General features: G+C 41.0%; 9 protein-coding genes and 11 tRNA genes. 10 read left to right on the top strand and 10 right to left on the bottom strand.

Annotated elements, in window-relative coordinates; genetic code table 11:
- Positions 1–28: 28 nt before the first annotated feature.
- The 3 genes from PSH41_RS15800 to PSH41_RS15790 form a co-directional block, all read right to left on the bottom strand.
- Positions 29–104: transfer RNA gene (locus PSH41_RS15800), tRNA-Glu, on the bottom strand.
- A gap of 141 nt (positions 105–245) precedes the next feature.
- A tRNA-Glu gene (locus PSH41_RS15795) sits at positions 246–321 on the bottom strand.
- A gap of 36 nt (positions 322–357) precedes the next feature.
- A tRNA-Ala gene (locus tag PSH41_RS15790) sits at positions 358–433 on the bottom strand.
- A 948-nt stretch (positions 434–1381) separates the two neighbouring features.
- Here PSH41_RS15790 and PSH41_RS15785 point away from each other — a divergent pair.
- From PSH41_RS15785 to PSH41_RS15745, 9 genes are all read left to right on the top strand, one after another.
- A tRNA-Val gene (locus tag PSH41_RS15785) sits at positions 1382–1457 on the top strand.
- Positions 1458–1602: 145 nt separating this feature from the next.
- Positions 1603–1678: transfer RNA gene (locus PSH41_RS15780), tRNA-Val, on the top strand.
- Positions 1679–1839: 161 nt separating this feature from the next.
- Positions 1840–1915, top strand: a tRNA-Val gene (locus PSH41_RS15775).
- A 150-nt stretch (positions 1916–2065) separates the two neighbouring features.
- A tRNA-Val gene (locus PSH41_RS15770) sits at positions 2066–2141 on the top strand.
- Between the two features lie 49 nt (positions 2142–2190).
- A tRNA-Val gene (locus PSH41_RS15765) sits at positions 2191–2266 on the top strand.
- Positions 2267–2299: 33 nt separating this feature from the next.
- A tRNA-Val gene (locus tag PSH41_RS15760) sits at positions 2300–2375 on the top strand.
- Between the two features lie 45 nt (positions 2376–2420).
- Positions 2421–2496, top strand: a tRNA-Val gene (locus tag PSH41_RS15755).
- A 59-nt stretch (positions 2497–2555) separates the two neighbouring features.
- Positions 2556–2649 (top strand) — tRNA-OTHER (locus PSH41_RS15750).
- An 838-nt stretch (positions 2650–3487) separates the two neighbouring features.
- A complete protein-coding gene (locus PSH41_RS15745; RefSeq protein WP_024034162.1) occupies positions 3488–5128 on the top strand; it encodes a response regulator in 1641 nt (546 codons plus the stop codon).
- 56 nt (positions 5129–5184) lie between these two features.
- Here PSH41_RS15745 and msrB read toward each other — a convergent pair whose 3' ends face one another.
- The 7 genes from msrB to PSH41_RS15710 all read right to left on the bottom strand — a co-directional run bounded on the left by msrB (position 5185) and on the right by PSH41_RS15710 (position 14048).
- Positions 5185–5625, bottom strand: a complete 441-nt coding sequence (msrB, locus tag PSH41_RS15740; protein ID WP_064384881.1) for a peptide-methionine (R)-S-oxide reductase MsrB — start codon at positions 5623–5625, stop codon at positions 5185–5187.
- A gap of 341 nt (positions 5626–5966) precedes the next feature.
- The gene (locus PSH41_RS15735) at positions 5967–6407 is read right to left on the bottom strand and encodes a hypothetical protein (protein WP_024034163.1); all 441 of its coding nucleotides are present in this window, start codon (positions 6405–6407) and stop codon (positions 5967–5969) included.
- An 11-nt stretch (positions 6408–6418) separates the two neighbouring features.
- A complete protein-coding gene (locus tag PSH41_RS15730) occupies positions 6419–6925 on the bottom strand; it encodes a DUF2919 domain-containing protein (RefSeq protein WP_248450699.1) in 507 nt (168 codons plus the stop codon).
- Positions 6926–6934: 9 nt separating this feature from the next.
- Positions 6935–8953 carry an NAD-dependent DNA ligase LigA gene (gene ligA, locus PSH41_RS15725; RefSeq protein WP_273589955.1) on the bottom strand — a complete coding sequence of 673 codons (2019 nt, stop codon included), beginning with the start codon at positions 8951–8953 and terminating at the stop codon, positions 6935–6937.
- A gap of 72 nt (positions 8954–9025) precedes the next feature.
- Complete coding sequence (gene zipA / locus PSH41_RS15720) at positions 9026–9781, bottom strand: cell division protein ZipA (RefSeq protein ID WP_004588864.1); 756 nt, start codon at positions 9779–9781, stop codon at positions 9026–9028.
- A 72-nt stretch (positions 9782–9853) separates the two neighbouring features.
- Positions 9854–13249, bottom strand: a complete 3396-nt coding sequence (locus PSH41_RS15715) for a chromosome segregation SMC family protein (protein ID WP_273589956.1) — start codon at positions 13247–13249, stop codon at positions 9854–9856.
- Positions 13250–13316: 67 nt separating this feature from the next.
- A complete protein-coding gene (locus PSH41_RS15710; protein ID WP_248444011.1) occupies positions 13317–14048 on the bottom strand; it encodes an RNA methyltransferase in 732 nt (243 codons plus the stop codon).
- A 162-nt stretch (positions 14049–14210) separates the two neighbouring features.
- Here PSH41_RS15710 and PSH41_RS15705 point away from each other — a divergent pair, with 162 nt between their 5' ends.
- Positions 14211–15320, top strand: a complete 1110-nt coding sequence (locus PSH41_RS15705; RefSeq protein ID WP_273589957.1) for a YjgN family protein — start codon at positions 14211–14213, stop codon at positions 15318–15320.
- The last annotated feature ends 9 nt before the right edge of the window (positions 15321–15329 follow it).

Below are 15329 nucleotides of genomic sequence, written 5' to 3'. Positions count from 1 at the left end.
ATAACACTACCCTACTATAAATAGTAAGTGGCGTCCCCAAGGGGATTCGAACCCCTGTTACCGCCGTGAAAGGGCGGTGTCCTAGGCCTCTAGACGATGGGGACACTAAAAAGTGTCACTAGGACAATTGATAAGTTTAACTCATATCATGAGGTGCTAAGGTAATACGTTTAATACACATAAAGACTCGAGCTTTAAGTGTTACGCTATTCTCTTGGTAAAACCACGCCTAACTATTTGTTAGATGGCGTCCCCAAGGGGATTCGAACCCCTGTTACCGCCGTGAAAGGGCGGTGTCCTAGGCCTCTAGACGATGGGGACACAGAAAACTGCTACCCTAGGACATGCACAAAGATTTGGTGGAGCTATGCGGGATCGAACCGCAGACCTCTTCGCTGCCAGCGAAGCGCTCTCCCAGCTGAGCTATAGCCCCAAACCTTTTAATACCTAACGTGTTTAACACGTTGTGTATCGCTGAGTGCGGGGCGCATTCTATGCACCCCCCAAAATAAAGTCAACAGTTTTTTATGCCACTTTATTTAAATGGTTTAATTTTCAACAAACTGGCTATCAGACATGCAAAAAAATACAATTTCGACAAAATTTGGCCTGTACTTCATCTCACAGTACTATAAACAGGTTAATTATCTATTTATACCTCGTTGATGAAGTAATAATGTTTAACATAAAAGGTATACATTTATATGCAAATTGAGTTGGGGTTAAAAAAGTACTAAAACCAAGGCTAAACCCCGCATTTAAGTGTGTTATTAAAATGCGAGGGCTCTATTCGATAACCTTATTATTAAATGCTCAACCCTTCCCTTTTTAAGTTGCTTGTACACACATATAAAAATTGAAGTGAATTAGGCCGTCGTTAAAAGTGCTAGCAAATAATTCGTGCTGTTTTTAAACACTATGTTCCAGTTTGGGTAATAGGCTCTTTTTTGTTGTCATTGTGCCAAAACCCATGGCGTTAATTAAAGTTTATTCGCACTAATGGCAATACAGATAACTGCTTATGCCCTTACCTTTTAAAAAGTACCGTATACCAGTTCAATAATTTAAAACCTTATATAGTCATAAATCTTCTTTTTGATAAAACGTCACGCTTACTGTATCAATTTCAACATCGCCTTTTATTAGCTTATTTAAGCAATGCTTTTTATTGTAAGTAAAAATAAGGCAGTCACTTAGTTCAGATTCAGCTGTTAATTTACCCTAACAACTTAAATTTGATGATAAAGTAAACGCCAACCACCCTGCACTGTTTATAAAACCTTCATTCAGCACATTTTTATCATTCAAGTGTTGACACATTTGCAACTCTATCTATAATAGCGCCCCACAACAACGCAGCAATGTAATGTTGTTTAGATGTGGGTGATTAGCTCAGTTGGGAGAGCATCGCCCTTACAAGGCGAGGGTCACTGGTTCAAGTCCAGTATCACCCACCACTTTATTAAGTGTACACATCTAAAATTCTATATAAGTTGCTAACTCAGTTAGAAAAGAGAGCGTCACTGCTTTTAGTAAAAGAAGGTGAGGTTCACTGGTTAAAGTCCAGTACTATTATTAATAGTAGCGTTTTAATTTATATGTGGGTGATTAGCTCAGTTGGGAGAGCATCGCCCTTACAAGGCGAGGGTCACTGGTTCAAGTCCAGTATCACCCACCACATATAAATCTATTATTATATTAATAGTCGCGTTTTAAAATTGTAATATGGGTCGTTAGCTCAGTTACAAGAAAAGAGAGCATCACCGCTTTTTATAAAAGATGGCGAGGGTCACTGGTTAAAGTCCAGTACTATACTATACAGGTAGTAGCATGTAATATGGGTCGTTAGCTCAGTTGGGAGAGCATCGCCCTTACAAGGCGAGGGTCACTGGTTCAAGTCCAGTACGACCCACCATTCTTAGAATGGTGCATATTACACAAATCTAAATGGGTCATTACTCAGTTAGAAAAAAGAGAGCATTACCGCTACTTCTAAGTAACGGCGAGGTTCACTGGTTAAAGTCCAGTACTATTTATTTTAATAGTAGAGTTTTAATTTATATGTGGGTGATTAGCTCAGTTGGGAGAGCATCGCCCTTACAAGGCGAGGGTCACTGGTTCAAGTCCAGTATCACCCACCACATATAAAGCCTATTATTATATTAATAGTCGCGTTTTAAAATTTAATATGGGTCGTTAGCTCAGTTGGGAGAGCATCGCCCTTACAAGGCGAGGGTCACTGGTTCAAGTCCAGTACGACCCACCATTCTTAGAATGGTGCATATTAAATATATAATTTGGGTGATTAGCTCAGTTGGGAGAGCATCGCCCTTACAAGGCGAGGGTCACTGGTTCAAGTCCAGTATCACCCACCAAATTATACAAAACGTTAAATTTATAAAGTCATACCTATTATATGTGGGTGATTAGCTCAGTTGGGAGAGCATCGCCCTTACAAGGCGAGGGTCACTGGTTCAAGTCCAGTATCACCCACCACATATAAACACTTCTAAAGCATCTAAACTCTTCTTAATAATTATTATAAAATCCTATTTGGGTAATTAATCCAGTTGTAACAAAAAAGAAAGCATCGCCGCCCTTTACAAATAATGGCGAGGGTCACTGGTTCAAGTCCAGTATCACCCACCACATATAAACACTTCTAAAGCATCTAAACTCCTCTGAATAATTATTATAAAAATCCTATTTGGGTAATTAATCCAGTTGTAAGAAAAAGAGAGCATCGCCGCCCTTTACAATTAATGGCGAGGGTTACCGGTATCAAGCTAAACCATCTCCCACCACATATAAACACTTCAAAATACCTAAGTTAAAAACTTCCAAAAATATCACTCTTAATTTGTCTTTTGCAAAACGATTAATCTGTACCCTATAAAATTATATAAAGGTAATTAACTCAGTTATAAGAAAAAGAGAGCATCGCCACCCTTTACAAATAAAGGCGAGGGTTACCGGTATCAAGCCAAGTAATCACCTACCACATATAAACACTTCTAAAGCATCTAAACTCTTCTGAATAATTATTATAAAAATCCTATTTGGGTAATTAATCCAGTTGTAAAAAAGAGAGCATCGCCGCCTTTTACAAATAATGGCGAGGGTCACTGGTATCAAGCCAAGTAATCACCCACCACATGTAAACACTTCAAAATACCTAAGTTAAAAAATTCCATAAATATCACTCTTAATTTGTCTTTTGCAAAACGATTAATCTGTAACATGTAAAGTTCTATATGGGTTATAAACTGCGTCATAAGCAAACATATAGTTAATCGCTCATTTAGAGCTGCTTTTTACCTATTAATTAAACATTGATTTTAAATCGCTAAGGCCAAGATAATATGAAGCCATCTAAACGTATGAAAATAACTTAATCTTCTAATAACCTCGGCTAATAGTTAAATTCCCTTGTAAGCAGCTAAACTGTTGATTATAGTCTGTGATAAATCAAACAACATGTAAGCCAATGCCAACTAAGATCTACGCCAAAGCCAAAATACTGATAGTGGAAGAGCAGCCCCTCGCTCAAAGCTATATGAAACAGTCGCTAGAAAGGCTTGGCTTTCGGCAGTTGCACTTTGCCGATCATGCAATTGCAGCAAAAGAGCAATGTTTGGCTGAGCAATTTGATTTAATTGTATGTTCGTTTAATTTAAGCAAACACCAAGACGGCTACCAACTCTACGAAGAACTCCGTGTTAAGCAACTGATAAAAAACTCCACTGCGTTTATTTTTATTTCTGCAGAAACCAGTGGTGCGCTAGTGCATAGCGTTTTAGAGCTTCAACCCGACGACTTTTTGGTAAAGCCATTTACGGTACAAGAGTTAAAAACGCGGATTGAGCGTATTCTAAAACGTAAAAATGAGCTTCAGAGCATTTATACCTTAGTAGATGATGGCAACGACTCTAAAGCAATAAAAGTAATCGATGCCGCTTTAAATAAAAAAAACAATATATACAGCCCTATCCTCCTTCGCTTAAAAGGAGATGCATTGCTTAGGCTAAACCGCAGTGAAGAAGCTAAAGACTTTTTTACCTCGGTGCTAGACATACAAAAATTTGCCTGGGCCAAAGTTGGTTTAGTAGAAGCCCTGATTGCTAATAATGAGCATATTCTTGCTCAGCGCATGTTAAAAACCATGCTTGAACGCCATGAAACACGTTTAGTTGCACTGGATTTACTCGGCCGATTAGAAATAAAACTAAACCAATTTGAATTGGCGCAAGATTTTTTAAGCCAAGCAGTCGATATCGCGCCACGTAACATCCAAAGACAAAAATCGTTAAGCAATGTTTCGTTAATAAACCACGATTACGAAAAAAGCTATTTAACCCAAAAAGACATAGCCAGCTATGCGCGTCATTCTATTCATGACAGCCCCGACATCTATCTCAATGCTGCCCGTGCCGGTATAGACTTTGCTTTAACCACAGATCAAACAGACCAAATACAACGTATTTCGCGTCAAACTAATAAATACATAAATGATTTAAAAAAGCAGTTTCCTAACAACGCAAATCAATCTCAAATTGATGTACTTAATGCGCGTTTGCACTATTTAAAAGACGAGCACCAAAAAGCCAAGCGCTTGATAGAGCAACTCGACGATGACGATACGTTAATACGCTCTGTAGATGGGGCGCTTGATAAAGCAAAAGCGTTTCACGAGCTGGGTTTTCATCAAAAAGCACAAACATTATTTAGCCAAATAATTAGCCATTGTGAGCGCCACCCCAATATGAGTGATACAACTTACCTGCGTTACATTCAACAGCAGCAAAGTGAGCGTCGTGACATTAAAATGGGCCCTAAAGAGCTTAACAACCATGCAGTAACTCAATTTAATAGAGGGCAATTAAATACGGCGTTAGAGGCGTTTACGCAAGCATTTAGAGTAATGCCGCGTAACCCAAGCATTGCGCTTAATTTATTACAGTGTTTGTTTGATTCGACAAAACAAAAAGGCGGCACTTTTAACTTGGTTATTGCTAAAAAGTGTTACGCCCTTTTGAGTAACTCTACACTGCAGCCAGATCAGTCGCAGCGATTAGATAAAATTTTGCATATGGCAAAAGAAATGAAACTCGATATTCAATCCCCCTAGCGCTAACTAGCGACTAGAAATAGCTATTTTATCTAGATTGGAAACTAACTATATAATTAAAGCTTTTTCATTGCAGCGGCATTTACACAGTAGCGCAAACCCGACGGTGCTGGCCCATCAGGAAAAATATGCCCTAAGTGTGCATCACACACATTACACACCACTTCAACGCGCTGCATACCATGGCTTAAATCGTTCACATAACCAATTGCATCGACAGTTGCAGGCTGCGTAAATGATGGCCAGCCTGTGCCGCTATCAAACTTTTCATCGGCATCAAAAAGTAAATTATCGCAACATACACACGCGTATTTACCCGGTTCTAGTAATGTGCAACTTTGTGAGCTGTGAGGGCGTTCTGTGCCCTTTTTACGTGCCACATAATATTGCTCATCACTTAGCATTGCCTGCCATTGCGCGTCTGTTTTTACAACCTTTTCGCGTGGCGTAGGGTTGCCATTATTGGCAAAATTTATAACATCATTCCAAGTAAGCATAATAGCCTCCTTCGGTATTAATAAGTGATTAGGGTCTGTTGATCTTTTAAGGTTAAATTTGCAGCAGTCTGTTTGGTATTTAGGCAAGGCAGAGCCTATGCAGTGTGGTTATTCCCCATAATTGGGCGATAACGTAGCATTAATGCCAAACAGGCGCTGCCCAACGGGTTCTTCCTAGGGGCTATTTACTCTTTGTTGCCTACATGGATGTAGGTAAAGGGCGTGAGCAGGACGCGGAAGCTTTGCTCAGCTTTTACTTAGCCCACTAGGTTACAAACTTCGCGCCGCGATTAAATAGCCCCTAGTTTGAACAAACTTTAATCCGCAAAGTTCAACAGCCCCTAACTAAAGCGAATAGTTTGCTTTTCGTGATCTGAAAGTATGCGCTTCATGTAGGCGTCTATGTCATTTTTTTGTGCGGGTAAACTTACACTAAATTGTCGCTCGTTATTGCTATGAATAATAAGCTCATCGTTCTTACTTTCTATATGTTCAATGTTGCCAATAACAAGCCATTGCGGGCCAAATTTTTTATCAAAGAAACCTGCCAAGCTAAATAACATTAAGTGCTGTGCATCGCGCTGAATAAAATTATCAAGCGTATTGCGCTTTTTAAAGGCGGGTGTCAGCCTGTAACAACACGAACAAAACACAAATAACCATAATCCTATTACGGCAGAAAACCAAATATGATCAGTTAACGATGTAAACAACACCAAAGCGCCTAAAATAATGCCAATACCAAGCACTACAATGGCAATTTTTTTATTAATGTTATCCATTTAGCTCCCTTTTATTTAGCGTTTTTATCATCTGCTTTTTCGGTAGGCTCTGGCCAATCGTTAAAAAACACCTGCAAATAACGACTCTTTGCCAAGTACCACATTACCCAAAACACAATCACCATTTGCACAGCTAAAAACAGTGAAAACCTGTAATGACTATGTGCAGCTTGTATTGTTAACCAGCTTAAGTCGGTTATTGCACACACAAGTAGCGGCCAGCGCATGTAGCGCCACACCATCGCTAAACGCGCACTTTGCTTATGAGAGTCGCGCGGGCGTCTTAAGCAAAATAAAAAAGTGGGCACTATCGCAATAGCGCCAATCGAAATTGCGATAAAAAAATCGTTTTTAGATTTAAAAAATAGCGACATTAAATCAAGCTCAGGGCGACGACTCAGCGCCGCTATAACCCAAATAAAATACGCACGTAGTAACACCAATAAACTCAGATGAAATGCAATTGGCGTACGGTAACTTCCGTATTTATCCCAGTACTCGGGTCCATATCGGCTCATTTTATTACCCTAAGCATTGTACTTATCAAACAGTGCAATTAAGTCGTCTTCGCTAAGTATGTCTATGCCTAAATCTTGTGCTTTAGTTAATTTAGAGCCGGCTTTTTCGCCCGCCACCAATGCATCTGTTTTAACCGACACACTACCGGCTACTTTTGCACCTAACTGTTGTAAGCGTGCTTTAGCATCGTTTCGGTTTAAAGTATTAAGAGTGCCAGTTAATACATAGGTTAGCCCAGCTAAGGGTTGCTCATCCTCTGAAGGCGGCGTTAGCGCTGGCCAATTAATGCCTTGTTCAATTAAAGCATTAACTACATCTACATTATGTTGCTCATCAAAAAAGCCACGAACATGAGTTGCTACAATAACCCCTACATCACTCACTTGTGTAAGGCTTTCAATACTGGCTTGGGTTACCTTTTCAAGTGTTAAAAAATGATTTGCTAAGTTTTGCGCTGTGGCCTCGCCAACCTCACGAATACCCAGCGAATATAAAAACTTTGCAAGCGTCGTTGTTTTTGCAACTTCAAGCGCATCCACTAAGTTTTTAGCCGACTTAGGGCCCATACGCTCAAGTGACTCAAAGTGACCTTGTTTTAATATAAATAAATCTGCGGGGGTTTTTACCAGCTCTCTATCAACCAGCTGATCAACTATTTTGTCGCCTAAGCCATCTATATCAAGCGCTTTGCGTGATGCAAAATGCTTTATCGCTTGTTTACGCTGAGCTTGGCACACTAAGCCACCGGTACAACGAGCCACGGCCTCGCCTTCTACTTTTTCAACGTGTGAGTCACAAATGGGGCAACTGGCAGGAAATACAATGTCGCGTGCATCATCTGGGCGTCGCTCAAGTACTACTTGTGTAATTTGCGGAATAACATCGCCGGCGCGGCGTATAATTACTGTATCGCCTACCTTTACGCCTAAACGGGCTATTTCATCGCCATTGTGCAGCGTTGCGTTTGATACCGTAACACCGCCTACAAATACAGGCTCTAAACGCGCTACCGGCGTTATTGCGCCTGTGCGACCAACCTGAAATTCTACATCAAGTAACTGGGTTATTTCTTCTTGCGCAGGAAACTTATAAGCAATTGCCCAGCGCGGCGCACGTGCAACAAACCCTAAACGCTCTTGTAAGGCTTTTTGGTTTATTTTAATTACTACACCATCAATTTCATATTTAAGCTCGCTTCTGCGCGTTAAAATATCACTGTAGTAATCTAAAGCCGCTTGCGTACCTTCAACTAACTTTGTTTCTGGGCACAGCGGTAAACCCCAATCGGTTAATTTTGCCAATTGTTGGTAGTGATCCTCAGGGATTGTGCCATCGGCCACCAGCCCTGTGCTATACGCATAAAACATTAGCGGGCGCTTAGCGGTGATTTTTGAATCAAGCTGGCGTAGGCTACCTGCGGCTGCATTTCGAGGATTTACAAATACTTTTTCGCCACGTTTTTCGGCTTCGCTGTTTAGCTTTTCGAACCCTGCGCTATCCATAAATACTTCGCCACGTACTTCAAGTTCTGCGGGGTAATCGCCACGCAGCTTAAGGGGCACGTTACGGATTGTTTTTACATTTTGTGTAATATTCTCGCCAGTAAAACCATCGCCACGAGTTGCGGCCTGCACAAGCACACCATTACGGTAAATAATCGACACAGCCAAGCCATCTAACTTGGGTTCACAACAAAAAGTGAGCTCATCTTGGCTCATTAAACGCTCTTTAATACGGCGGTTAAAGGCGCTAAATTCTTCTTCACTAAAGGCGTTATCAAGCGATAACATAGGCACTTGGTGAGCAACTTGTTCAAATTTACTCAACGCAGCGCCTCCGACCTTTTGAGTGGGTGAGTCTGGCGTTAAAAACTCTGGGTTTTCTCTTTCAAGGGCGCTTAACTCGCGCAATAGTCTATCGTATTCTGCATCAGGAATACTGGGTGTATCAAGGACATAATAATTGTAGTTGTGTTGCTCTAACGTACTACGAAGATGATTAATTTGCTCACTAATGCTGCTAGACATTTAAACCTCAAAAAACATAAAAAAAGCCACTTTTAGGTAAGTGGCTTAATAAAAATAATGTGTGCGTATAAATTACGCAGAAAATGCACGAACCTGCTCAACATATTGACGAACGCGCTCAACGGTCATTTCTTCACGCTCGGCATCTAAAATTTGTGCACCAAATTCATCGGCAATTTTCTTAGCTGCGCTATGTAACATATTAAAAGCAGCTAGCCCGTCGCCTTCACAAGGTAGAGTCATAAATAAGCTAACCCCTGCGGTACTAAACTGTTCCATATTATCAATATCAAACGTACCTGGGTTATACATATTTACTAATCTAAATAACACTGGACCTTGCCCTGCAGGGTCTATGTGGCGATTAAAAAAGCCTTCTTCTGAATATTTAAATCCTAAGGTATTTACTGCAGGCAATAACTTACTGCCTTGCATGCTCAGCCCCTCAGGCATTTGAATATGCACAATAACAAAGTCAGACACATCTGCTGGCGCTTCTTTTTCGCTCTCTGGCTCTGGTTCTAGCTCTGGCTCTTGAACTACTTGCAGGTCGTCTTCAATGGGTGTTTGCGCCACGCTAGTATCTATTTGCGGCTCGTTTGCATCAAAGTTTAGTTCACCAAATTGCGGCTCATCTCGCTGGGCAACAACCGGCTCTTTAGGTTCAACTGGTGTATGCGAAGGTGTATCTTGCATTGGTTCAACCCGCTCTGAAGGCGCTACCTCTGGGCTGTCTTTTTTTCTAACTGACCATAAACCATGTACTAATAAGCCACCTATGACAAGTACACTGATCACAATTAAAACCAATCTTAGTTCTTCGGCCATCCCCTCACCTTTTATTATTTGTTATGCCTAAACCCGTGTATTAATTAACACTAATACGCTTAAAATAAACTGTTATGTGTGTGCAAGTTGCACTGCTTGTTCTATATCTACTGCTACCATGCGTGATACGCCTGGCTCTGCCATGGTAACGCCAGTTAAACGCCCTGCCATTTCCATCGCAATTTTATTATGACTAATATAAATAAACTGCACCGATTGTGACATTTCTTCAACCAAACGGCAAAAACGTACCACGTTAGCATCATCAAGCGGCGCATCTACTTCATCCAGCATACAGAATGGAGCTGGATTGAGCCTGAATATAGAAAACACCAATGATAATGCGCTCAGCGCTTTTTCTCCACCACTTAACAGATGAATTGTCGAATTTTTCTTACCTGGTGGCTGTGCCATTATACTAACACCACTTTCGAGTAAATCGTCACTGGTTAATTCTAAATACGCGCTACCACCACCAAATACTTTTGGAAATAGCTCGGCAAAGTCGTTGTTCACTTGATCGAAGGTAGCTTTAAAGCGTGTTTTGGTTTCGCTGTCAATTTTACGAATCGCCCCTTCAAGCGTATTTAGCGCTTTGGTTAAATCCTCAAGTTGATTATTCAGATAATCACTGCGCTCTTTAGCTTGTTCAAACTCATCTATTGCGGCTAAATTAACTGGACCTAGCTTATCTAATTGATGCACAAGCCCACTGATCTGATTTTGCGCTGCATTTAAACTCAGTGAATCAGGTAGTGTATCTAAAACACTTTTTAAACTTTGCTTTAATTCTTCAAGCGGCTCAAGTGCTGCCTGCGCTTTTATAATTAGGCTTTGCTCTTCAATGCTTAGCTTTTGATGTTGTTCTTGCAAACCTGTCAGCTCACCTTGAGAGTGCTTAAGGCTGGCTTGTTTACTTATAAGTGTTTGCTTTGCCTCGTTAAGCTTTTTTTGTAACGCGACCAAGCTAGCTTCGCCCTGCTGATGTTTTATTAAAAGCTGTGCTATTTGCTCAGTGAGCTCTTGCTCGGGTATTAGCAACGCTTCCATTTGCGATTGCAGCTCTTGCGCTTCTTCTTGCGCACTCATGAGTTCTTGCTCAGCATGATTAAGCTTTGTTTGACTAAGCTGCCACTCACTGTGTGCTTTTTGCTCTTTTAACGTGGCTTGATGCGCTTGTGTTTTATATTGCTCAAGTGTAGCTGCAGCTTGGCTGTATGCAGTATTACTGCGTGTGCAAGCAGCGTCGGCGCTTGCCAGTTCGTCAGCTAAATTATGTTGCTGTTGATGTAACACTTCAAGCGCACTGTTGTGCTCATCGCGCGTTTTTAATAATTGTGATTGTTCAGTGGTTAATGCACGCTTTTGTTGCTGGTACTTTTCTAGTTGCTGTAAAAATTGTGCTACTTGCTCTTTTAACATGTCGCTGCGCGTAGTGGCCACGGCAATGTTTTGTGCTAATTGATGAATTGCATTTTTAAGTACCGCTAACTCATCACTCAGCTTTTGCTGCTGTGTTTTTAGCGCATTAAGACTCTCAAAATCCCTTGCAAGGGTATTTTCGGCCTCTACTAAGCTCGCTGTTTTTTGCTTTAACTGTGTGTGTTTTAAAAGTTGTGAGTTTTCGGCGTTTTTGTCTGCGCTACGGTGCCAGTTTCGAGCATGTAAAGCACCGCTTTTATCCATAACCGCAATATAAAACGTATCATTTAACGCAGCGAGTTCAGCGTTTTCGCTGTACGCAATACGGGTCAATAAATCTGGATAAACACCCTCAGTAATCAACGCCGCAACGCTATTGACTGGTATTTCACTTTTATGCGGCCACACACTATTGTTGCTTTGCACATCAGCTACGTTTAGGTGCTCAAGCGTTTGCAGTGCCTGTTCAACTATATGTTCAAACCCTGGTTTTACCTGTAATTGATTAAATAAAGTGTGCTGCTTATTGTCATCTTCAATCCCTAAACTGCTTTTAAGCCCAGCAATGCGAGCTTTTAGCTCATTAACGTGCTGTAAGCTTTGCTGATGTTGCTGCTCAGCGTCATTTACTAAATCGGTTTGCTCTTTAAGCGCTGCGGTGCAGTGTGTTTGCGCCGTTTGCTTACTGGCAAGCTCTTGAGTTAGGGTTTGTTTGTATTTTTGTTGCTCGGCTAGTTGCTGCTCTAATTGGCTACTTTTAATATCGTCAATTTGGCTATTTAGTTGGCTTAGCTGTGCGTTTACATGGGTTAAGGCTTGCTCTGTTTGCTTAACACTACTTTGCTGCGCCTGTACTTTATTATTAAGCGCGTGTTGTTGTTGATTAAGGCTTTGCCACGCGGCTGTGTGCTTATTTTTTTCATCAGCTAAATCTGCAAGCGTAAGGGTAAGCTCTTCAACTTGTTCGCTGCACTCTAAACTGTACTCGCTTATCTCTTGGTGGCTCACAGATAACTGCTCACACACATTTTGCTGCTGTGTTTTTAGCGCTTCACTTTGCAGCTTTCGCTGTTCAAGCTTAACCACACTTTGTTTAAGTGTTTGCGTTTGCTGTTTAATATTAATGTGTTGTTGTTCGGCGCGGGTCAACTCTGTGTGGGTAACGTGTTGCTGATGCTGCGCATCGTTAAGCGCATCTTGCTCTGCATTTACTTGAGCCTCTAAGCTTGCAAGCACATCGTCGTGGCCTGAGTGAGCCGTTTTAAAAAAGGCGATTTGCTCATTAAGCTTTTTGATTTGCTCACTTTTTTCAAGCTGTTGTTGATGCAGCTTTTGCCATTTTAATACAGCTACTTGGCCTTTTAAGGTACGCTCTTGCGCTTTTAAATCGCGGTATTTTTTCGCATCAACCGACTGCACAGCCAGTTTATCTAGTTGCGCTTGTAATTCTTTGCGCACATCAAGTAAACGCTCAAGGTTTTCGCGGGTACTTTTAATTCGGGTTTGCGTTTCGCGGCGGCGTTCTTTGTATTTAGACACACCCGCGGCTTCTTCTAAAAATACGCGCAGCTCTTGAGGTTTGCTCTCGATTAAACGCGAGATCATCCCTTGCTCTATAATTGCGTAACTACGCGGGCCAAGCCCGGTGCCTAAAAATATATCGGTAATATCGCGCTTACGACATTTGCTCCCATTTAAAAAGTACAACGATTGGCCATCGCGTGTTACTAAACGCTTAATCGCTATTTGGTTTCTGTCGGCAAATGTATTAGGTAAATCACCTTGGGTGTTATCAAAAATAAGCTCTACTGAGGCTTGCGAGATTGGTTTACGATTAGTTGAGCCATTAAAAATAACATCGGTCATGGCATCGCCACGTAAGTTTTTAGCTGAGCTTTCACCAAGCACCCATCGCACAGCGTCAATCACGTTTGATTTGCCACAGCCGTTAGGCCCAACAACACACGTCATTTGATCAGGAAATGGAATTTTAGTGGGCTCTACAAACGATTTAAAGCCCGCTAATTTAATAGTGCTTAAGCGCATCTTATTGTTATTACCGATTATTATTGTTATTACTTACAAACAATTTAACTCATAAACAGTTAAAAAGTTAAGCTTGGCGTTTAAAGTTATCTAAAATAATACCTGTGGCCATTGCCACATTAAGTGACTCTGCCTCACCAAAAGCCGGTATGGTTATTTTGTCGCTTACTAATTTTGCACACTGCTCGCGTATGCCATGCGACTCACTGCCCATAAGCAATACACCCTTTGCGCTAAGGTCCGTTGTATGTACGCTTTGCCCATCTAAAAATGCCCCATAAATAGGCATATTTAATGTTTGTAAGTATTCAGGTAGCTCTACTTGGCTTACCGACACTCTGACAAACGAACCCATGGTAGCGCTAATTGTTTTAGGGTTGTAAGCATCGGCGCTGTCGGTACTTGTTACTATATGTTTAATGCCATACCAGTCGGCAACTCTGATAATAGTGCCTAAATTGCCCGGATCAGAAACTCCATCAAGCGCCAATATTAAGCCGGTATTATTAGGTAAATCAGCCTTTGGCATATCAACCACTGCAATGGCCGCGTTATTACTCACTAAGGTACTGGCTTTAGTCAGCGACTCTTCTTCTGCTGGCGTAAAATCTACATGTGGAAACTGGTTTTGGTGAGTATTTATAAACGCCTGTGTTGCAAATATATCAACCGCCTTTAATGGGCTGTTTAACAACTCAAGTACGTTTTTTTCACCTTGTACAAGGTATTGATTATATTGCTTTCGGTACTTTTTTTGGCCAAGTTGGCGAATAAGCTTGAGTTGGTTTTTTGAAATCATAACAGCCCCATAAAATTATCGCCCTAGTATACCAGAGATGATTTAAAGTGCAGCACCACATATATTAAAAGCAGCGCCATTGTAGGCTGTAAGGCTATTAAAGATTGAGCTTTGCACCAAATTTAGGTAAATTAACAAAAAAACAACATGGATATAATTTTAATGGAATCAATACACCCTACTCCCCCAGAAACCACCCCTGCAGTAAGTGAACCTGCTGCCCCTATTTTTAGCGGCAAAGTACAGTTTAGCGGTAAAGGCGGTGAGTTTTTTGGTATTTGGATAGTCAATATTTTACTGAGCGTACTTACTTTAGGTATTTACTCGGCTTGGGCAAAAGTGCGCACAATGCGATACTTTTATGGTCACACCCGCATTGACGGACACAGCTTTGACTACTTAGCCACCCCGATGCAAATTTTAAAAGGCCGTATTTTAGCGGTTATTGTATTTTTAATTTACTCCTTTGGTAGCAGCTTTTTTCCCCTTGTAGGCTTATTATTTGCGGTTGCTTTTATCTTTTTAATGCCGTGGATTATTAACCAAGGCCTGCGCTTTAATATGCGTATGACCCGTCATCGTAATGTACGCTTTGCATTTAAAGGCGATTACGGCGAAGCCTTCATTAACTTTATTCTTTTACCTATTGCCAGTATTTTTACCCTTTATTTATTAATGCCGTATGTTTTAAAACGTATCGACACGTACATACATAGCAATATTAGCTACGGTGACACGCCATTAACCGTAAACCTTAAAGGTGAAACCTACTACTTAACCGCCCTTATTTGCTTTGTGGTGAGCTCTATCACTATGGTGATATTTATGGCTGTATTAGGCTTATTTGGGCTTGATTTAATGAATGTAGAAAACCAACAAGCTGCACAAGATCCAGCCAAAATGGGCATTATGTTTGGTGGATTAATGATTGCTTACGTATTTATGATTGCGATAGTAACCGCTGTGTGGGCTGCGGCTATTCGTAACCATATTTTTGATAACAGTCAATTTGAAGACGTAGCATCATTTAAATCAGAGCTTAAGCCTATTCCTTTTGCCATATTACTATTAACCAATATGCTGGCAATCGTGTTTTCTTTAGGGCTTGCCTACCCGTGGACCAAAGTGCGTACATCGAGAATGCTTGCCGAGGTTACAACCGTTAATATTTACCCTAGTGCGCTAAATTTAGTGGATAGCGCGCAACAAGAGCAGTCATCGTTTGCTGAAGAAGCAGCCAATGTATTTGATATTGACCTATCGCTAACCTAAGAGCTTATT

The organism is Pseudoalteromonas sp. CST2, from assembly GCF_028599385.1.
Classification (GTDB): domain Bacteria; phylum Pseudomonadota; class Gammaproteobacteria; order Enterobacterales; family Alteromonadaceae; genus Pseudoalteromonas; species Pseudoalteromonas atlantica.
Note: the sequence above shows the minus strand (reverse complement) of the source record. Positions and strands in the feature narration are given on the sequence as shown.

Bases quoted from the DNA above. Each gene is read 5' to 3' on its own strand.
- PSH41_RS15745 (WP_024034162.1), top strand. From the start codon at position 3,488: ATGCCAACTAAGATCTACGCCAAAGCCAAAATACTGATAGTGGAAGAG.
- msrB (WP_064384881.1), bottom strand. From the start codon at position 5,625: ATGCTTACTTGGAATGATGTTATAAATTTTGCCAATAATGGCAACCCT.
- PSH41_RS15735 (WP_024034163.1), bottom strand. From the start codon at position 6,407: ATGGATAACATTAATAAAAAAATTGCCATTGTAGTGCTTGGTATTGGC.
- PSH41_RS15730 (WP_248450699.1), bottom strand. From the start codon at position 6,925: ATGAGCCGATATGGACCCGAGTACTGGGATAAATACGGAAGTTACCGT.
- ligA (WP_273589955.1), bottom strand. From the start codon at position 8,953: ATGTCTAGCAGCATTAGTGAGCAAATTAATCATCTTCGTAGTACGTTA.
- zipA (WP_004588864.1), bottom strand. From the start codon at position 9,781: ATGGCCGAAGAACTAAGATTGGTTTTAATTGTGATCAGTGTACTTGTC.
- PSH41_RS15715 (WP_273589956.1), bottom strand. From the start codon at position 13,249: ATGCGCTTAAGCACTATTAAATTAGCGGGCTTTAAATCGTTTGTAGAG.
- PSH41_RS15710 (WP_248444011.1), bottom strand. From the start codon at position 14,048: ATGATTTCAAAAAACCAACTCAAGCTTATTCGCCAACTTGGCCAAAAA.
- PSH41_RS15705 (WP_273589957.1), top strand. From the start codon at position 14,211: ATGGAATCAATACACCCTACTCCCCCAGAAACCACCCCTGCAGTAAGT.